Source organism: Streptomyces sp. GDS52 (genome assembly GCF_052246875.1).
In the GTDB taxonomy this organism is placed as follows: domain Bacteria; phylum Actinomycetota; class Actinomycetes; order Streptomycetales; family Streptomycetaceae; genus Streptomyces; species Streptomyces cathayae.
Genome location: NZ_CM125966.1, coordinates 1,285,611 through 1,305,015 on the forward strand (window position 1 = coordinate 1,285,611; position 19,405 = coordinate 1,305,015).

The 19,405-nt window shown below is 70.9% G+C and carries 16 protein-coding genes; 9 read left to right on the plus strand and 7 right to left on the minus strand.

What is annotated here, in order from left to right:
• Positions 1–6: 6 nt before the first annotated feature.
• From ACTWJ9_RS05735 to ACTWJ9_RS05745, 3 genes are all read left to right on the plus strand, one after another.
• Positions 7–402, plus strand: coding sequence for a hypothetical protein (locus ACTWJ9_RS05735; protein WP_279333112.1), 396 nt, complete (start codon positions 7–9; stop codon positions 400–402).
• Positions 403–422: 20 nt separating this feature from the next.
• Positions 423–1,022 carry a class I SAM-dependent methyltransferase gene (locus tag ACTWJ9_RS05740; protein ID WP_279333113.1) on the plus strand — a complete coding sequence of 200 codons (600 nt, stop codon included), beginning with the start codon at positions 423–425 and terminating at the stop codon, positions 1,020–1,022.
• 105 nt (positions 1,023–1,127) lie between these two features.
• Positions 1,128–2,330: a bifunctional class I SAM-dependent methyltransferase/NUDIX hydrolase gene (locus ACTWJ9_RS05745; protein WP_443295272.1), complete on the plus strand. Its 1,203-nt coding sequence runs from the start codon at positions 1,128–1,130 to the stop codon at positions 2,328–2,330.
• 129 nt (positions 2,331–2,459) lie between these two features.
• Here ACTWJ9_RS05745 and ACTWJ9_RS05750 read toward each other — a convergent pair whose 3' ends face one another.
• Together ACTWJ9_RS05750 and hemE are read right to left on the minus strand one after the other, a co-directional pair.
• Positions 2,460–3,023 carry a dihydrofolate reductase family protein gene (locus ACTWJ9_RS05750; protein WP_279333115.1) on the minus strand — a complete coding sequence of 188 codons (564 nt, stop codon included), beginning with the start codon at positions 3,021–3,023 and terminating at the stop codon, positions 2,460–2,462.
• Between the two features lie 426 nt (positions 3,024–3,449).
• Positions 3,450–4,517 (minus strand): uroporphyrinogen decarboxylase, encoded by a 1,068-nt coding sequence (gene hemE, locus ACTWJ9_RS05755; RefSeq protein WP_279333116.1) that lies wholly within the window; start codon positions 4,515–4,517, stop codon positions 3,450–3,452.
• Between the two features lie 159 nt (positions 4,518–4,676).
• On the opposite strand from hemE, the gene ACTWJ9_RS05760 reads away from it, so the two are divergent.
• The 6 genes from ACTWJ9_RS05760 to ACTWJ9_RS05785 all read left to right on the plus strand — a co-directional run bounded on the left by ACTWJ9_RS05760 (position 4,677) and on the right by ACTWJ9_RS05785 (position 12,082).
• A complete protein-coding gene (locus tag ACTWJ9_RS05760; RefSeq protein ID WP_279333117.1) occupies positions 4,677–5,354 on the plus strand; it encodes a DUF3000 domain-containing protein in 678 nt (225 codons plus the stop codon).
• Between the two features lie 269 nt (positions 5,355–5,623).
• Complete coding sequence (locus ACTWJ9_RS05765) at positions 5,624–6,283, plus strand: helix-turn-helix transcriptional regulator (protein WP_279333118.1); 660 nt, start codon at positions 5,624–5,626, stop codon at positions 6,281–6,283.
• Positions 6,284–6,446: 163 nt separating this feature from the next.
• A complete protein-coding gene (locus tag ACTWJ9_RS05770; protein WP_279333119.1) occupies positions 6,447–7,745 on the plus strand; it encodes a ribonuclease D in 1,299 nt (432 codons plus the stop codon).
• Positions 7,746–8,082: 337 nt separating this feature from the next.
• A complete protein-coding gene (locus ACTWJ9_RS05775; protein ID WP_279333120.1) occupies positions 8,083–9,300 on the plus strand; it encodes a thiolase family protein in 1,218 nt (405 codons plus the stop codon).
• Complete coding sequence (locus tag ACTWJ9_RS05780; protein WP_279333121.1) at positions 9,297–11,426, plus strand: 3-hydroxyacyl-CoA dehydrogenase NAD-binding domain-containing protein; 2,130 nt, start codon at positions 9,297–9,299, stop codon at positions 11,424–11,426. The genes ACTWJ9_RS05775 and ACTWJ9_RS05780 overlap by 4 nt, the downstream gene beginning before the upstream one ends.
• A gap of 281 nt (positions 11,427–11,707) precedes the next feature.
• Entirely contained in the window at positions 11,708–12,082 is a 375-nt protein-coding gene (locus ACTWJ9_RS05785) for an NTP pyrophosphohydrolase (protein ID WP_279333122.1), read from the plus strand.
• Positions 12,083–12,106: 24 nt separating this feature from the next.
• On the opposite strand, the gene ACTWJ9_RS05790 is transcribed toward ACTWJ9_RS05785, so the two are convergent.
• From ACTWJ9_RS05790 to ACTWJ9_RS05810, 5 genes are all read right to left on the minus strand, one after another.
• Complete coding sequence (locus tag ACTWJ9_RS05790; protein ID WP_443295273.1) at positions 12,107–13,630, minus strand: amino acid permease; 1,524 nt, start codon at positions 13,628–13,630, stop codon at positions 12,107–12,109.
• Between the two features lie 148 nt (positions 13,631–13,778).
• Positions 13,779–15,746, minus strand: coding sequence for a 1-deoxy-D-xylulose-5-phosphate synthase (gene dxs / locus ACTWJ9_RS05795; protein ID WP_384207390.1), 1,968 nt, complete (start codon positions 15,744–15,746; stop codon positions 13,779–13,781).
• 167 nt (positions 15,747–15,913) lie between these two features.
• Complete coding sequence (locus ACTWJ9_RS05800; protein WP_279333125.1) at positions 15,914–17,203, minus strand: sugar ABC transporter permease; 1,290 nt, start codon at positions 17,201–17,203, stop codon at positions 15,914–15,916.
• Positions 17,200–17,991, minus strand: a complete 792-nt coding sequence (locus ACTWJ9_RS05805) for an ATP-binding cassette domain-containing protein (RefSeq protein WP_279333126.1) — start codon at positions 17,989–17,991, stop codon at positions 17,200–17,202. The genes ACTWJ9_RS05800 and ACTWJ9_RS05805 overlap by 4 nt, the downstream gene beginning before the upstream one ends.
• 180 nt (positions 17,992–18,171) lie before the next feature.
• Positions 18,172–19,272, minus strand: coding sequence for a substrate-binding domain-containing protein (locus ACTWJ9_RS05810; RefSeq protein WP_387041299.1), 1,101 nt, complete (start codon positions 19,270–19,272; stop codon positions 18,172–18,174).
• Between the last annotated feature and the right edge of the window lie 133 nt (positions 19,273–19,405).

Here is a 19,405-nt window from a genome sequence, read left to right on the forward strand (position 1 = left end):
ACCCACATGACCGACACCTGGCAGATGGTCGCGGACCTCGCCGACCGCCTCGACGACCACTCCACGCTCCCCCGCGAACAGCGAGTCCTCTTCCAACTCCTCAAGATCCAGGAGGAGGCCGGCGAAGTCGCCGAAGCCGCCATCGGCGCAGCCGGGCAGAACCCCCGCAAGGGCCGTTCCCACACCTGGCAGGACGTCGAATCCGAGGTCTGCGACGTCATCGTCACCGGCATGGTCGCCCTGATGCGTATGAACCCCGACGCGGAGGCGGTCTTCGCCCAGCACCTGCGGCGCGTCGCGGACCGCGATCTGAGCGGGGCCCGTGGGAGGACCACCGGCCATCCCGCACAGGCACAGTTCCCACACCCGGGCGGTGCGCCGAGCACCTCCGAACCCGCCTGACGAGGCCCGGAAGGAACGCTGTGGTCCACACGTCACAAGACGCCCGAGCAAGCGGAGCGTACGAAGCAGGCGAGGCCGGCGCGTACTGGGAGCCGCTGTGGCGATCCGGCCGGCGCTACCGGAGCATCGACGCGCCGGAGCGAGAAGCCCTGAGCCGTCAGGTAGGCATCGGTCGTGGGAGACCCGCCCTCGACATCGGCTCCGGCGACGGGGCACTCGTGCGGGCGCTCGCCGAACTCGGCTACCGGCCGACCGGGATCGACTGTGCACCCGGCGCGCTCTCCACCGCCCGTCACGAGCACCCCGGCCTTGACTTCAGGCACTTCGACTTCGACACCGACGACCTGGCCGACCTGCCCGAACCGGCGTTCACGCTCATCACCTGCCGACTGGTCTACCGCTGGGTCCAGGACAAGCACGCGTTCCTGTCCCGGCTGCGTCGGCTCCTCGCCCCGGGAGGCATCTTCTGGGTGGCCACTTCCGTGCACGGTCCCCGGCGCGGCGAGGCCGAACCATGGGAGATCGACGCCGCGGAGACGGAACTCCTCACCGCCGGCTGGGCCCGGGCGGACGTGACGCAGCTCGACGAGTCGTACCACTGCTTCGCCCTGCGCCCCTGACCTTCGCCCGTCTCGACGCCATCGAACGAGCCCGGCGCGGCGAAGGCCCGGCCTGCCTCACCACGCATACCTGATCCGCGTCCCGCTGCCCATCGAGGAGACACCGTGCCCGTCGAGGACATCAACACCCGAGCCTGGATCGTCTACGGCCGGCGCCAGCTGGCTCGCGGCTCCATGCCGCCCGTCCCCGACCACCTGTCCTGGACACCCTGGGAGGGAGTCGGACCGGGTGTCGAGGTCCTCGGCGACATCACCGGCCGACGTGTCCTGGACATCGGCTCCGGGGCCGGCCACCACGCCGTGCATCTCGCCCGGGCTCACGGCGCTCGCGTCACCGGGATCGAGCTGTCGCCGACCCAGCACGAGCGCGCCGTCTCCACGCACGCGGATGTGCCGGGCGTGGAATTCACGCACGGAGATGTGGCCGAACACCTCACCCGGTCCGCACCGTTCGACGCCGCGTACGCCATCGGCACCCTGGCCTTCATCGACCCGCACCGCGTGCTGCCCGCACTGCGCGACGGTCTGCACCCTGGCGCGCCGCTGGTCCTTTCGCTCCTGCACACCGACCTGCACGGCCGCGGCCCGTCCACGGAACCGGCACCGCGCGAGCAGATGATCCTGTTGCGCGAAGATCCTCCCTTGCCGACTCGGATGTGGGTCCTCACACCGCAACTGTGGGAGGACCTGCTCACCGAGTACGGCTTCCGCGTCGAGGCCGTCGACCTGCTGCACCACCCCGAGGAAAACGCCCCGGTCATCCAGCAGCTCATCCGGGCCCGACGCCTGCCCGACCGGCCGGCGCGGGTTTCCAGCCGCCCCCGCAGTGCCAGGCCACCGCAGGCGCACGCGGCCGTGGGTGTCGGCGCGATCGTCCTCGGCGCGCAGGGACTGCTCCTGGGCCGCCATCGTCGCGGCACCCTCGAACTGCCCGGCGGAACCGTCGAGGCCGGGGAGTCCCTCGAAGCCGCGGTGGTCCGCGAACTCCGCGAGGAGACCGGCCTGATCGCCCGTCCTGCCGACGTCAGGCTCCTGGGAACGCTCGTCGACCACGTCGAAGACGTCCTGCGGGTCACGGTGGGTGCCCTCGTTCACGCCTGGCGGGGACAGCCGACCCGGCAACCGGACGAAAGCGTCGGCGACTGGGCCTGGTATCCCCTGGACCAGCTTCCCGACGGCTTGTTCGTGTGCAGCGCACACATCCTGACGGCCTGGCGTCCCGACCTGCCCATCGACCACACCCCCGCGCACTTCACGCCCTTCGCCCACGGCCCGTCGCCCTCGACGCCGACGGGCGGCGTGGCATGACATCCACCCGCGAGCCCGGGCTGTTCCGACCCCCGTAACAGGCGGTGGGGCAGCCGAAGCAGCCGCGGACGATGTGCGGCTGGCATGGGCTTCTGCGGAAGAACCGGCGGGTCTCGGTGGACGAGCCGGCTAACGCGCCACGCGGTGGCGGAGGTGGACGACTCCCGAGCCGAAGACGCGGGTCTCGACGAGTTCGAGGTCCACCCGGCGCTCACTCCGGGGAAAGAACGGGATGCCGCCGCCGACCAGCACCGGGTGGACCACGGCCCGGTACTCGTCGATCAGACCCGACGCGGCCGCCTCGGCGGCGAGGGCCGCGCCGCCGATCGCGATGTCGCCCTCCCCCGGCTCGGCCCGCCACCGCTCGATCTCCTCCGCCAGGCCGCCGGAGGCCAGGCGGGCATGGCCCCGCACCTCCGACAGCGTGGTCGAGAACACCACCTTGGGCAGCGGCTTCCAGAGCGCGGTCCACTCGAGCTGGGAGTCGTCGAGCGAGGGATCCTGGTCGGCGGTCTCCCAGTACAGCATCGTCTCGTACAGCCGTCGTCCCAGCAGATGAACGCCGACCTCCCGGATCTCGTCGATCCAGAAGCGGAAGACCTCCTCGTCGGGCTCCGTCCAGTCGAAGCCGCCGTCCGGTCCGACGATGTAGCCGTCCAGCGAGACGCCCATCGAATAGGTCACGTTGCGCATCGGAAGTCCTCCTCGGTGACGGGTTCGACAGTACGACCGCCGGACGCCGCAGGACTCATCGCGGCTCGCGGGATTCCCCTGTGTCGAGTCACCTCACAAGGTCCCCGGCGGGGCAGGACACGGTGCGTGGCCCGGACGTCAGCCGGTCAGGTGGGTCACCACCGAGCGCATCGCGTGGCGCAGGGCCGGAAAAGGGCGGCGTCGTGGTCGCCGCCGTCGAAGGTGTGCCGGCGCTGGTCGCGTCGACCTGACGGAGGGCGTCGGTGACGGTCGTGGTGCCGGAAGGAGCGGCCACGGCTTCGTCGGGGGCATGCTGGTCGCCCGGTCCCTGGGACCGGCCGCTCCCGCCGCCGGGTCCGCGCCCGGCCTGCTGTCTGCAGGCCGGGCGCGGACCCGGGGCCGGTGGTTGAGCCGGCGGGCGGCGGGTCAGCGGGCGGTGAGGGTGTGGACGTGGTCCACCAGGCGGGTCAGGGCGTCCGCTTCGGTGTTCGGCATGACGCCGTGGCCGAGGTTGAAGATGTGGCCCTCGAGGCCCTCCGCCTGGGCCAGGACCTCGCGGGTCTTCGCCTCGACGGCCTCGGTGCCGGCGAACAGCACGGTCGGGTCGAGGTTGCCCTGGAGTGCCTTGCCGGGACCGACGCGGCGGACGGCCTCGTCCAGGGGGACGCGCCAGTCGACGCCCACCACGTCCGCGCCGGCCTCGCCCATCAGGCCGAGGAGTTCGCCGGTGCCGACACCGAAGTGGATGCGGGGGACGCCGTACCCGGACACCGCGTCGAGGACCTTGGCCGAGGCGGACATCACCGAGCGCCGGTAGTCGGCGGGGGCGAGCGCGCCGGCCCAGGAGTCGAAGAGCTGGACCGCGGAGGCACCGGCCTCGATCTGCACGGTGAGGAAGGCGGCGGTGATGTCCGCGAGGCGGTCGAGGAGGTCGGCCCAGAGTTCCGGGTCGCCGTACATCATCGCCTTGGCGTTCTCGTAGGTGCGGGACGGGCCGCCCTCGATGAGATAGCTGGCGAGGGTGAACGGGGCGCCCGCGAAGCCGATGAGCGGGGTGGAGCCCAGCTCGGCGGTCAGCAGGCGGTACGCCTCGGTGACGTAGGAGACGTCCTCCGGGGTGAGGTCGCGCAGCCGGGCCAGGTCGGCGCGGGTGCGGAAGGGCTCCTCGACGACGGGGCCGATGCCGGGCTTGATGTCGAGGTCGATCCCGATGGCCTTGAGGGGGACGACGATGTCGCTGAAGTAGATCGCCGCGTCGACGTTGTGCCGGCGGACCGGCTGGAGCGTGATCTCGGCGACGAGGTCGGGGCGCATGCAGGAGTCGAGCATCGCGATGCCCTCGCGCACCTTGCGGTACTCCGGCAGTGAGCGGCCCGCCTGCCGCATGAACCACACCGGAGTGTGCGGAACCGGCTCACGCCGGCACGCCTTGAGGAAGGCACTGTCGTACGTCTGGGTCGGCTGCTTGCCCCGGGGGCTGACATTGGCACTCACACCAGCCAGTCTCGCATGGTCCGCCGGTGACCTCGCACCGCAGGCCATCCGGCGCACGGTACCCGCACGCCGCGCCCGGGACGACACGATCCGGACACCGTGCTGCGCCGTGGGTGTCCTTCCCCGCGCCGGGGCCGCGTTCCCCTTAATCTTCCCCGCATGGCTGCGGCTCAAGGACGATTGTCGGACGGCAAGGGCGGTATGGACGAGGCGAAGAACACCGGGGAGGACCTCGGGCAGGAGGGCGCGGCGCCCCCGCTGCCCTTTCGGACGGCCGTCGACGCGATGCGGGGCGCGCGGCTGCGGCCGCAGATCGAGGTGGAGACCACGCCCGCGCCCACCCGGCTCGCCCCCTACGCGCACGCGCTGGAGGCGGCGGTCGTGGACGGTGAGCAGGAGCTGGCGGACGGCCGGCTGGTACTGCTGCACGACCCGGCCGGGCACGACGCCTGGCGGGGCACCTTCCGGCTGGTGACGCTGGTGCGCGCGGAACTGGAGCCGGAGATGGCGGCGGATCCGCTGCTGCCGGAGGTGTGCTGGTCCTGGCTGACCGGCGCGCTCTCGGCCCGCGACCTGACGTACGGCGAACCCAGCGGCACGGTCACGCGGGCGAGTTCGCACTACTTCGGCGGGCTGTCCGAGCGCCCCGCCGCCTCGCAGATCGAGATCCGCGCCTCGTGGACGCCGCGGGAGGGGCCGGGCGGGGTGCCGGACACCGCCGCCCATCTGGTCGCCTGGTGCGATCTGCTGGCCCAGGTCGCCGGGCTGCCCCCGGCGGCTCCGGGGGACGCGTCGGTGGTGACGCTCCCTCAGCGGAGGGGGCCGCAGTCGCGCTGAGCGTCCCCTCCTGGACCCCGGCCCTCACACATGGTGATCTCTTTGTCGATACGGCCACTTTCGGAAGCGTTGTGACGCTGACCGAAACCGTTCGGTCTTCGAATGATCGACCGCGTGTCCGAATTGCACATATTGTTACTCACCAGATCGTGATCATTCTCTAAAGGAGACCGGGTTTGTTGCCGAAGACGACTGTGACCTTGAAAGCACGGTTGAGCCCGGCTTCACCCCCACGAGCCGGCCCCGTCCCCGCCACCCCAGGAGGCCTGGTGTCCGTTCTCCTCGAGCAGCCCGCAAGCCTGGTCGCCTACCGCCCGAACAAGCCGACCGCCATGGTGGTCGTGGCCGACCCCCGCGTCCGTTCCACCGTCACCCGCCATCTGTGGGCGCTCGGTGTGCGCGACGTGATCGAGGCCTCGTCCGTCGCGGAGGCTCGTCCCCGCATCGGCAACCCCCGCGACATCTGCGTCGCCGACGTCCACCTGCCGGACGGTTCCGGCCTCACCCTCCTCTCCGAGACCCGAGCGGCGGGCTGGCCCAACGGCCTCGCCCTGTCCGCCGCCGACGACATCGGCGCCGTGCGCAACGCCCTCGCGGGCGGAGTGAAGGGCTACGTCGTCACCGGCACCCGCACCAACCTCGGACTCCCCTCCCGTCCCGGAGCCGCTCCCCTCGGCGCCGGCCCCCGTCTGCACCGCCGCCCCCCGGGTGCTCCGAGCCACCCGGGCGGCTACCGCGAACTGTCCGGCCGTGAGGTCGAGGTGCTGCGGCTGGTGGCGGAGGGCCAGTCCAACAAGGCCATCGGCGTCTCGATGGGCCTGTCCGCACTGACCGTCAAGAGCCACCTCGCCCGCATCGCCCGCAAGCTCGGTACCGGCGACCGCGCGGGGATGGTGGCGGTGGCCCTGCGCACGGGCATCATCCACTGACCTCGCCGCCCCGCCGCGCTCCCCGACAGCCCCCTGCCGTTCCCCTCCGTCCCGCTCTCCCTCTGCCGAACGTTCACCGGACTGACTGGTTTACGACCCCCCGGCGCCTGCCGACGGAACGTTCCGTCGGCGGGCGCCTTCACGGCATGGCTACTCTTGACAGGTGACCGACGCCCACGACACCGCAGCAGACAGCTCCCTGCGAACCACCGGAGGCGCCCCTCCGGACGACAACGGATCACCTGCTACGGAGGCGCCGACCCCCTTGCTCGAACCGCGTGAGGGCATCCCGCCCGTGATCACGGGCGGGGCCGCCCTCGCCGAGGTGACCGCCGCCTTCGCCGCGGGCACCGGACCGGTCGCCGTCGACGCCGAGCGCGCCTCCGGCTACCGCTACGGCCAGCGCGCCTACCTCGTCCAGCTGCGCCGTGCGGGCGCCGGGTCCGCCCTGATCGACCCCGTCGCCTGCCCGGACCTGTCCGGCCTGGGCCAGGCGCTGTCCGGCGCCGAGTGGGTGCTGCACGCCGCCACCCAGGACCTGCCCTGCCTGCGCGAGATAGGGATGCTGCCCGGCCGCCTCTTCGACACCGAACTGGCCGGACGCCTGGCCGGCTTCCCCCGGGTCGGCCTCGGCGCGATGGTCGAGAACGTGCTCGGCTTCGTCCTGGAGAAGGGCCACTCCGCCGTCGACTGGTCCACCCGCCCGCTGCCCGAGCCCTGGCTGCGCTACGCCGCCCTCGACGTCGAGCTCCTGGTCGACCTGCGGCACGCCCTGGAGAAGGAACTGGACCGGCAGGGCAAACTGGAGTGGGCCCTGCAGGAGTTCGAGGCGATCGCCTCGGCGCCGCCGCCGGAGCCCCGCAAGGACCCCTGGCGGCGCACCTCCGGCATGCACAAGGTGCGCAGGCGCCGGCAGATGGCCGTCGTCAGGGAGCTGTGGCAGGTCCGGGACCGGATCGCGCAGCGCCGGGACGTCTCCCCGGGCAAGGTGCTCTCCGACGCCGCCATCGTCGAGGCCGCGCTCGCCCTCCCGGTCAACGTCCACGCCCTGGGCGCGCTGAACGGGTTCGGGCCGCGGGTGGGGCGGCGCCAGCTGGAGCAGTGGCAGACGGCCGTCGACCGGGCGAGGGCACTGCCCGAGTCTCAGTTGCCGCAGCCCGGACAGCCGGTGACCGGTCCGCCGCCGCCGCGCGCCTGGGCGGACAAGGACCCGGTGGCCGCGGCCCGGCTCTCCGCGGCCCGCGCGGGGGTGAGCGCGCTCGCCGAACGGCTGAACATGCCGCAGGAGAACCTGATCACCCCGGACACGGTGCGCAGGGTGTGCTGGGAGCCCCCGCAGTCGGCCGACAGGGAGTCCGTCGCGGCGGTGCTGGCCGGGTACGGGGCGCGGCCGTGGCAGGTGGAACAGGTGACCCCGGTGCTGGTCACCGCACTGGTCTCCGGCGGTTCGGGAGGGCTCTGAGGGCCGCCGGCGGTGCCCGTCGCGGGGCGGGGGCGGGGAGAGGACGGCCGGGATCTCGCCTGCCGCGACGGTCTGACCTGTGCTCCCCCGCACCCCGAAGGAACCATCGCAACAGAGCGGCGACGTCGGGATCGCGCCAAGATCCTCGGAGCGGGTCCACGTCCGCACCGACCGCGCTCCCGGACTCCGCGGGGTGCGACGGCTCCGCCGGGAGTGTGAGCTTCGCCGCTCGGTTCCGTGGGGCTGGGCAGCTACATTACCCACAAGTAGCATAGGCTCTGAGCGCGCGCTCAGCGCAACGCAGCAGTGCCATCCCGCACCCTGGAGGAGAGCCATCGTGCCTCGTACCGTCAGGGACGTCGTCTTCGTCGACGGCGTCCGCACCCCGTTCGGCAAGGCGGGCCCCAAGGGCATCTACCACGAGACCCGGGCCGACGACCTCGTCGTGAAGGCGATCCGGGAGCTGCTGCGCCGCAACCCCGGACTCGACCCGAAGAAGATCGACGAGGTCGCCATCGCCGCGACCACGCAGATCGGCGACCAGGGCCTGACCATCGGCCGCACCGCCGGCATCCTCGCGGGCCTGCCCACCTCGGTCCCCGGCTACTCCATCGACCGCATGTGCGCGGGCGCCCTGACCGCCGTGACCGCGGTGGCCGGCTCCGTCGCCTTCGGCGCGTACGACGTGGCCGTCGCGGGCGGTGTCGAGCACATGGGCCGCCACCCGATGGGCGAGGGCGTCGACCCCAACCCCCGGTTCGTCTCCGAGAAGCTGGTCGACGAGTCCGCCCTGTTCATGGGCATGACCGCGGAGAACCTGCACGACCGCTACCCCACGATCACCAAGCAGCGCGCCGACGAGTACGCGGTGCGCTCGCAGGAGAAGGCCGCCAAGGCGTACGCCGACGGCAAGATCCAGGCCGACCTGGTGCCGGTCTCGGTGCGCCGCACCAACGAGGAGGCCGGCGAGACGGGCTGGGGCCTGGTCACCGCCGACGAGCCGATGCGTCCGGGCACCACCCTGGAGAACCTGGCCGGGCTGAAGACGCCGTTCCGCGTCCACGGCCGGGTCACCGCCGGTAACGCGGCCGGTCTGAACGACGGCGCCACCGCCTCGCTCATCGCCTCCGAGGACTTCGCCCGCGAGAACGACCTCCCGGTGAAGATGCGTCTGGTCTCGTACTCCTTCGTGGGCGTCGAGCCGGAGGTCATGGGATACGGTCCGATCCCGGCCACGGAGAAGGCGCTCGCCCAGGCGGGTCTTTCCATCTCCGACATCGGCCTGTTCGAGATCAACGAGGCCTTCGCCGTCCAGGTGCTGGCCTTCCTGGAGCACTACGGCATCGCCGACGACGACGCGCGCGTCAACCAGTACGGCGGCGCCATCGCCTTCGGCCACCCGCTGGCCTCCTCCGGCGTCCGGCTGATGACGCAGCTGGCCCGCCAGTTCGAGGAGCAGCCGCACGTCCGCTACGGCCTGACCACCATGTGCGTCGGCTTCGGCATGGGCGCGACGGTCATCTGGGAGAACCCGCACTTCGAGGGGGACAAGTGAGCACCACCGCAGAACTGTTGAAGGGCGCTGCCGCGCTGTTCCCGGACGAGGTCGTCACGACCTCCCACGTACGCCACTTCGAACTGCCCCTGGGCGCGGGCCGCTTCGCCCTCATCACCCTCGACAACGGGCTGGACCACACCAAGCCGACCACCTTCGGCCCCCAGTCGCTGGCGAATCTGGACGCCGCCGTCGACCAGGTCGAGAAGGAGGCCGCGGACGGCGAGATCGTCGGCGTCGGCATCACCGGCAAGCCGTTCATCTTCGCCGTCGGCGCCGACCTCAAGGGCGTCGAGCTGCTCAAGCGGCACGAGGACGCGCTCGCCATCGGCAAGGGCGGCCACGACGTCTTCAAGCGGCTGTCGAAGCTCGCCGTGCCCACCTTCGCGTACTACAACGGCGCGGCCATGGGCGGCGGTGTCGAGGTCGGCCTGCACTGCTCCTACCGCACGGTGTCCGCGGCCATCCCCGCGTTCTCCCTGCCCGAGGTCTTCCTCGGCCTGGTCCCCGGCTGGGGCGGCTGCGCGCTGCTGCCGAACCTGATCGGCGCGGACAAGGCCGTCTCGGTCATCATCGAGAACAGCCTCAACCAGAACAAGCAGCTCAAGGGCGTGCAGGTCCACGAACTCGGCATCGCGGACGCGATCTTCGAGGGCGCCGACTTCCTGGAGCAGTCGCTGATCTGGACGGCGGCCGTCCTCAAGGGCGAGATCGTCGTCGACCGTCCGGTGATCGACCGCGGCGAGGCCTGGGACCAGGCCGTCGCCAAGGGCCGCTTCATCGCCGACTCCAAGGTGCACGGCGCGGCCCCGGCCGCCTACCGGGCGCTGGACATCATCGCCGCCGCCAAGGACGGCGACCTCCAGCAGGGCTTCGACGCCGAGGACCAGGCGCTCGCCGACCTGATCATGGGCGGTGAACTGCGGTCCGGCCTCTACGCGTTCAACCTGGTGCAGAAGCGCGGCAAGCGCCCGGCCGGCGCCCCGGACAAGAACCTGGCGCGTCCGGTCACCAAGGTCGGTGTCGTCGGCGCCGGTCTGATGGCCTCGCAGCTCGCGCTGCTGTTCCTGCGCCGCCTCGAGGTGCCGGTCGTGCTGACCGACATCGACCAGGAGCGCGTCGACAAGGGCGTGGGCTACGTCCACGCCGAGATCGACAAGCTGCTCGGCAAGGGCCGCATCAACCAGGACAAGGCCAACCGCCTCAAGGCGCTGGTCACCGGTGTGCTGGACAAGGCCGAGGGCTTCGCGGACGCCGACTTCATCATCGAAGCGGTCTTCGAGGAGATGGGCGTCAAGCAGAAGGTGTTCGCCGAGGTCGAGGCGGTCGCCCCGGCGCACGCGATCCTCGCCACCAACACCTCCTCGCTGTCGGTGTCCGAGATGGCGTCGAAGCTGAAGCACCCCGAGCGGGTCGTCGGCTTCCACTTCTTCAACCCGGTCGCGATCCTGCCGCTGCTCGAGATCGTCCGCGGTGAGCAGACCGACGACGCCTCGCTGGCCACGGCGTTCGGTGTCGCCAGGAAGCTGAAGAAGACCGCGGTGCTGGTCAAGGACGCCCCGGCGTTCGTGGTGAACCGCATCCTGACCCGCTTCATGGGCGAGATCCAGAACGTCATCGACGAGGGCACCCCGGTCGAGGTCGCCGAGAAGGCGGTCGAGCCGCTCGGTCTGCCGATGTCCCCGCTGGTGCTGCTGGAGCTGGTCGGCCCGGCGATCGGGCTGCACGTGTCCGAGACGCTCCACCGGTCCTTCCCCGAGCGTTTCACGGTCTCCCCGAACCTCAAGAAGGTCGTCGAGGCGGGCAAGCGCGGCTTCTACGTCTACGACAGCGGGAAGCCCGAGCTGGACCCGGAGGTCGCCGCGCTGCTCGAGCAGGGCGACACCGTCCTCACCGAGGAGCAGGTGCGGGCGCGGGTGCTCGACGCGGTGGCGCAGGAGATCGGGCTGATGCTCGACGAGGGCGTCGTCGCCGAGGCGCAGGACATCGACCTGTGCCTGATCACGGGCGCCGGCTGGCCCTTCCACCTGGGCGGCATCACGCCGTACCTGGACCGCGAGGGTGTCTCCGAGCGCGTCAACGGCAAGCGGTTCCTGGCCCCGGGCGTGGCGAGCGTCCCGGCCTGACCGGCCGGCCCTGACAGGGGGCGGGCCGCACGGTGACGATCCGTGCGGCCCGCCCCTTTTTCGGCACGGGTTCTCGGCACGGGCTCTCGGCACGGGTTCTCGGCACGGGAGCAGCGAGTGGGTCGCCGTACGGTCCGACCGCGTGGGCGTCCGGGTCACACCTCGCACCATGCCGTCAGGGCCAGGCCCGGCTCGTCCTTGCGGCGGGCGAGCCGGAGGGAGCCGGCGGAGCAGGGCGGCGGGCGTCTCGGGCGGGGGCCGTTTCGTGGAATTCTGGACGCATGGACCACAGCGTCGCCGCCCTGCTCGTGATCGTCGACTCCGCGAACGTCGTCGGGTCGGTGCCCGACGGGTGGTGGCGGGACCGCCGGGGTGCCGCGGAGCGGCTGCGGGACCGGCTGGCCTCCCGGGGGCTGCCCGGCCGTCCGGGGCCGGTGGAGATCGTCCTGGTGGTGGAGGGCGCGGCGCGGGGTGTGGAGTCGGTGCCCGGGGTGCGGGTGGAGGCGGCACCGGGCAGCGGCGACGACCGCATGGTCGACCTGGTGGCCGAGGCGGGTGAGCGCCCGGTCCTGGTCGTCACCGCCGACCGCGGACTGCGCCGCCGGGTGACCGCCCTGGGCGCCACCGTGACCGGCCCCCGGGCCGTCCACCCCTGACCGCCGTCGCCGGGGCCGTACGGGTCACCGGAAGGCCGGGCCCGGCGGCTTGCCGGGCCGGCCGGAGTCGACCTGCTCTTCCCGGCCCAGGCGGCTGTGGCTCCGGCTGTAGAGGAAGTAGAAGACGAAGCCGAGCACCATCCAGAGGCCGAACCGGAGCCAGGTCTCGGCGGGCAGGTTCAGCATCAGCCACAGCGAGGCGGCGACCGACAGGATCGGCAGGAACGGCACCCAGGGCATGCGGAAGGCCCGGGGCAGGTCGGGACGGGTGCGGCGCAGGATGATCACACTGAGCGCGACGATCACGAAGGCGAACAGCGTGCCGATGTTCACCAGCTCGGCGAGTTCCGACAGCGGGGTGAAACCCGCGACGACCGCGATGATCACGCCGAGCAGGATGGTCGGCCGGTGCGGGGTCCTGAAGCGGGGGTGGACGCGGGAGAAGAAGCGGGGCAGCAGACCGTCCCGGCTCATCGCGAAGAACACCCGGGTCTGGCCGAGCAGCAGGATCATGCAGACGACCGTCAGGCCGACGGCGGCGCCGAAGCTGATGAAGCCCGCGTACCAGGGATGCCCGGTGGCCTTGAAGGCGTCCGCGAGCGGGGCGTCCACGGACAGATCGGTGTAGCGCTGCATTCCGGTGACGACGATCGACACGGCGACGTACAGCGCGGTGCAGATGAACAGGGAGCCGAGGATGCCGCGCGGCATGTCCCGCTGCGGGTTCCTGGTCTCCTCGGCGGCCGTGGCGACGATGTCGAAGCCGATGAAGGCGAAGAAGACCACCGAGGCCGCCGTGAAGATGCCCATCACTCCGAAGTTGGACGGTGCCCAGCCGAACATCAGCTGGATGAGCGGAGAGTGGAGACCGTCACCGGCCGGGACGGGCTGCGCCTTCGGGATGAACGGGTCGTAGTTGTCGGCGGTCACGAAGAAGGCACCGGCGACGATGACGACGAGGACGACGGTCACCTTGATGGCGACGACGACCGAGGTCACCCGGGCGGACAGCTTCATGCCGAGGACGAGGATGCCGGTGAGGGCCAGCACCAGTACGGCGGCGAGGATGTCGAAGCCGAAGCCCTCGGCGCCGTCCCGGGTGCCGAGGGCCGCGGGCAGCTGCCAGCCCGCGTTGTCCAGCAGCGAGTGGACGTAGCCGGACCAGCCGACGGCCACCACCGCCGTGCCGAGCGCGAACTCCAGGACCAGGTCCCAGCCGATGATCCACGCGGGCAGTTCGCCGAGGGAGGCGTACGAGAAGGTGTAGGCGGAGCCCGCCACCGGGACGGTGGAGGCGAATTCGGCGTAGCAGAGCGCGGCGAGCGCGCAGACGACGCCGGCCACCACGAAGGCCAGGGCCACGGCGGGCCCGGCGTTGTTCTTGGCGACCGTGCCGGTGAGCACGAAGATGCCGGTTCCGATGATGACGCCGACGCCGAAGACGGTCAGGTCCAGCGCGGAGAGGGACTTCTTGAGCGCGTGCTCCGGTTCCTCGGTGTCGCGGATGGACTGCTCGACCTTCTTCGTCCGGAAGAGGGTGTTGGTCACAGGTACCTCCCACGCTGTGTCGTCCTCGACGTGGTCGAGAGGGGCGTACCTCGTATGCCCCGGCGTGGGCGCCGTCACGCGAACGGGCCGCCCTCACCACTCTTCACAGTGGCACGGGCGGCCCGTTCGGGCGCATCGGCGGAGGGGATCAGTCGCGGGCCGGTTCCACCGGGTCGGCGGCGCGTGCCGCGTGGATCCCGTCGTGCGTGCCGTTCGAGCGGATCCGGGAGGGCGGGAGGCCGCCGTCCAGCTTCGCCACCAGGCCGGTGACCTGACGGGCGATGTCGGGAGCGGTGAGCCCGATCTCCGCCAGGACCTCGGCGCGGGAGGCGTGGTCGAGGAAGCGCGGCGGGATGCCGAAGTCGCGCAGCGGTACGTCGACGCCGGCGTCGCGCAGGGCCTGCGCGATCGTCGAGCCGACTCCGCCGACGCGGGAGTTGTCCTCGACGGTGACGACGACCCGGTGCTTCTCGGCGAGCGGGGCCATGGCCCCGTCGACGGGCTTGACCCAGCGCGGGTCGACGACGGTGGTGGAGATGCCCTGCTTCTCGAGCAGCCCGGCGATCTCCAGGCACATCGGGGCGAGGGCGCCCACGGAGACCAGCAGCACGTCCGGGGTGTCGGTGCCGGGCTCACGCAGGAGGTCCATGCCGCCGACGCGTCCCACGGCCGGTACGGCGGGTCCGACCGCGCCCTTGGAGAAGCGGACCACGGTCGGCGCGTCGGTGACCTCGACGGCCTCGCGCAGCTGGGCGCGGACCTGGTCGGCGTCGCGCGGGGCGGCCAGTCGCAGCCCGGGGACGACCTGGAGGATCGACATGTCCCACATGCCGTTGTGGGAGGCGCCGTCGGTGCCGGTGACACCGGCCCGGTCCAGGACGAAGGTGACGCCGCACTTGTGCAGGGCCACGTCCATCAGCACCTGGTCGAAGGCGCGGTTGAGGAAGGTGGCGTACACGGCGAAGACGGGGTGCACCCCGCCGTGGGCCAGGCCCGCCGCGGAGACCGCGCCGTGCTGTTCGGCGATGCCGACGTCGTAGACCCGGTCCGGGAACCGCTTGGCGAACCGGTCGAGGCCGACCGGCTGGAGCATGGCCGCGGTGATGGCGACGACGTCCTCGCGCTCCTCGCCGAGCTTGACCATCTCCTCGCCGAAGACGGACGTCCAGTCGGCACCGGAGCTGGCGATGGGCAGGCCCGTGTCGGGGTGGATCTTGCCGACGGCGTGGAAGCGGTCGGCCTCGTCCGCCAGGGCGGGCTGGTAGCCGCGGCCCTTCTCGGTGAGGCAGTGCACGATGACCGGGCCGCCGAAGCGCTTGGCGCGGGTGAGGGCGGACTCCAGGGCCTCGATGTCGTGGCCGTCGATGGGGCCGACGTACTTCAGGCCGAGGTCCTCGAACATGCCCTGCGGGGCGATGAAGTCCTTCAGGCCCTTCTTGGCGCCGTGCAGGGTGTCGTAGAGGGGGCGGCCGACGACCGGGGTGCGCTCCAGGACCTCCTTGGTGCGGGTCAGGAAGCGCTCGTAGCCGTCGGTGGTGCGCAGGGTCGCCAGATGGTTGGCGAGACCGCCGATGGTGGGCGAGTAGGAGCGCTCGTTGTCGTTGACGACGATGACCAGCGGGCGGTCCCTGGCGTCGGCGATGTTGTTCAGCGCCTCCCAGGCCATGCCGCCGGTGAGCGCGCCGTCCCCGATGACCGCGACGACGTGGTCGCCGGTCTTCCTCAGCTGGTTGGCCTTGGCCAGGCCGTCGGCCCAGCCGAGGACCGTGGAGGCGTGGCTGTTCTCGATGACGTCGTGCGCGGACTCGGCCTGCGAGGGGTAGCCGGAGAGGCCGCCCTTCATCTTCAGCCGGGAGAAGTCCTGGCGGCCGGTCAGCAGTTTGTGCACGTAGGACTGGTGGCCGGTGTCCCAGAGCACCTTGTCCCTGGGGGATTCGAAGACGCGGTGCAGGGCGATGGTGAGTTCCACCACACCCAGGTTGGGGCCGAGATGGCCACCGGTCTTGGAGACCGCGTCGACCAGGAAGGTCCGGATCTCCTCGGCCAGCTGGCTCAGCTCCTCCGCGGTGAGCCGGTCCAGATCGCGCGGTCCCCTGATACGGGTCAGCAGCGGCACCCGTGCCTCCTTGCAGTAGAGCTGATCGAGCTGTTGCCGGGCTCGACGAGTCTAATGTTCGCCTCCGGCGCCCGGCGTCCGGGCCGTGCGTCATAGCTCACGCGGTCCGGCCTCGCCCGGGTCCGAAGCGCCCGTGCCGGGCCGTGGGGAAACCATGGGCCGAAAGGCTAGGCGCGGCCCGCGGTCTTCTGCGTCTTGCGGGTGATCGCGTCGATGACGACGGTCGCCAGCAGCACACCACCGGTGATCATGTACTGCACCGGCGAGGCGATGCCCTCGAGGGCGAGGCCGTACTGGATGGAGACGATCACCAGGACACCGAGGAGCGCGTTCCAGGTGCGGCCCCGGCCGCCGAAGAGGGACGTACCGCCGATCACGGCCGCGGCGATGACGTTCATCAGGAACTCACCGGTGCCCGCGCCCTGGTTGGCGGAGGCGATCTTCGAGGCGACGAAGAGGCCGCCGATCGCGGCGAAGGTGCCGGCGATCGCGAAGACCGAGATCCGGACCATCTCCACGTTGATACCGGCACGGCGGGACGCCTCGACGCTGCCGCCGAGCGCGAAGACCTTGCGGCCGTAGGCGGTGCGGCGGAGCAGGAAGTCGGTGAACACCAGCACCGCGAGGAAGATCACCACGGCGAGCGGCAGACCCTTGTGCTGGTTGTAGACGATCGCCACGGCGAAGGAGACGACGGCCAGCAGCACCGTGCGCACGATGATGTCGTTCAGCGGGCGCGAGGGGATACCGGCGGCCTCGCGGCGGCGGTTGCCCAGGAACGCGGTGAGGAAGTACCCGACCACGGCCACCAGGGCGAGGCCGTAGGCGGCCGCGACATCGGTGAAGTAGTAGCTGGTGAACTTGCCGACGACGCCTTCGCTGTCCAGGTTGATGGTGCCGTTGCTGCCGAGTATCTGCAGCATGAAGCCCTGCCAGAACAGCAGGCCGGCCAGCGTCACGGCGAAGGCCGGGACGCCGATGCGGGCGAAGACGAAGCCGTGGATGGCGCCGGCCGCCGTGCCGGTGAGGATGGCCAGCACCAGGGCCAGCCACTCGTTCATCCCGTGGGTGACGCTCAGCACCGCGAAGGCGGCGCCCGCGACACCGCTGACCGAACCGACCGACAGGTCGATCTCGCCGAGCAGCAGGACGAAGACGATACCGACGGCGATCATGCCCGTGCCGACCATGGCCACGGACATGTCGGAGAAGTTGCCGGCGGTGAGGAAGTTGGAGTTCAGGCCGGTGAAGATGGCCCAGATGATCACCAGGCCGATGATGACGGGGACGGACCCGAGGTCGCCGGCCTTCATCTTCCGCTTGAACTCGCCGATGTAGCCGGCGAAGCCCTGTTCGCGGACCAGCAGCCGGGGGTCGACGGCGGTGACCGCCGCGGCGGCCGCCTCGGTGTTCTCGACCGTGTCGGCGGTGGGCGTCGAGGTCTTTTCGGTGCTCACTTGCTGACCTCCCCGTTGGTGCGCGCCGCACGGCGGGTCACGGCGTTCTCCGTGGCTCCGGTGATGGCGGAGATGATCTCTTCCTGAGAGGTCGACTTGACCTCGAAGGTGCCGTTGTTGCGCCCGAGGCGCAGCACGGCGACCTTGTCCGCGACGGCCTTGACATCGGCCATGTTGTGGCTGATGAGGATGACCGCGTGGCCCCGCTCGCGCAGCCGCTCGACCAGGTCGAGGACCTGCGCGGTCTGCTCGACGCCGAGGGCGGCGGTCGGTTCGTCGAGGATCACCAGCTTGGGCTCGCCGAGCATGGACCGGGCGATGGCCACGACCTGGCGCTGACCGCCGGAGAGCGAGGCGATCGGGATCCGGACGCTGGGAATGCGGATCGACAGGGTGTCGAGGAGCTCGCGGGAGCGGCGCTCCATCTCCACCTCGTCCAGGACGCCGCGCTTGCGGATCTCCCGGCCCAGGTAGAGGTTGCCGACGACGTCGATGTTGTCGCACAGCGCGAGGTCCTGGTAGACCGTCGCGATGCCCAGACTCTGGGCGTCGTGCGGCTTGTTGATCTGGACGGCCTTGCCGTCCCACTCGATGACACCCTCATCGATGGGGTGCACGCCGGCAATCGTCTTGACCAGCGTGGATTTACCGGCGCCGTTGTCGCCGACCAGGGCGACCACCTCACCGGCGCGGACCTCAAGCTCTACGTCGGTGAGCGCCTGGACGGCACCGAAACGCTTGGAGACCCCGCGCAACGCCAGCACGGGCGTAGCGGACACGTGAACCATCTCCTTCGCCGCCTGACCCGGCGGGAGGTTGTGCAGAAGCAGTTTGGGGGGTGTTCCGACCGGCGCCCCGCGTAGCTTGCGGGGCTGGTGTGTGCGGGGCGCCGGCGGAGTTCGCGGCAGTCCGTCCCGTACGGGAGCCCGGTGCGGACTCCCGTACATCTCATGGGACTTCGGGACTGCTTACTTCAGACCGATCTTGTCGCAGGCGGCCTTGTACTTGCCCGTGCAGATCTCCTCGACGGTGTAGACGCCGTCCTTGACCACGGTGTCGTTGATGTTCTCCTGGGTCAGCGACACGACCGGGACGAGCACGGAGGGAACACCCTTGGTGGTGGGGCTGTCGACCGTGTCCTTGGCGACGGAGTCGAGCGACTTGCCCTGGGCGAGCGCGACGGCCATCTCGGCGGCGGCCGCGGCCTCCGGGGCGTACGGCTTGTAGACGCTCATGAACTGCTCGCCCGTCACGATGCGCTGCACGCCCGCGATCTCGGCGTCCTGGCCGGTGACCGGGACCTTGATGCCGGCGGCCTTCAGGGCGGTGATGATGCCGCCTGCCATGCCGTCGTTGGCGGAGTAGACGCCGACGATCTTGTCCTTGCCGAGGGCGGAGATGGCGCCCTCCATGTTGGCGTTGGCGTTCTCCGGCTTCCACTCCTTGGTGTCGTACTCGCGGCCGATCTTGACCTTGCCGTCGAGGGCGGCGTGCGCGCCCTCCTTGAACTGGGCGGCGTTCGGGTCGGTGGAGGAGCCGTTCATCATGACGATCTGGCCCTTCTTGGCCTTGTCGCCCAGCGCCTCGAGCAGGGCCTCGCCCTGCGTCTTGCCGACGGTCACGTTGTCGAACGAGGTGTAGGCGTCGATCGGGCCCTCGGCCAGGCGGTCGTAGGCCACGACCGGGATGCCGGCCTCCTTGGCCTTCTTCACCGAGCCGGCGATGGCCTTGGCGTCCACCGCGTCCAGGATCAGCACGTCGACCTTGTTGGTCACCATCGTGTCGACCTGCTGGTTCTGCAGGCTGGCGTCCTGCTTGGCGTTGGCGTAGATGACCTCGGCCTTGTTGTTCGTGAGCTCCTTGACCTTCTTCTCGATCAAGGGCTTGTCGAACTTCTCGTACCGCGCGGTCTGGTTCTCCGGCAGGAGCAGACCGACCTTGATGTCGTCGCCCTTCTTGGCGGCGGACTCGGTCGACTCGCTCTTGCCGCCGGACTCGGCGGCGCTGCCGCAGGCGGCGAGAGAGACGGCCATCGCACCGGCGGCGACGGCGACGGCGGCACGGCGCATACGCGTGTTCACTTCAGAAACCTCCCTGACGAGGCCGCGACGGTGCGGCCGAGGTGGCTGGAAGTCAACTCGGCCACACGTGCGACGTCAAGAAGTAAATCCTTAACGAGATGGCAACGGTGCCAATCGTTCT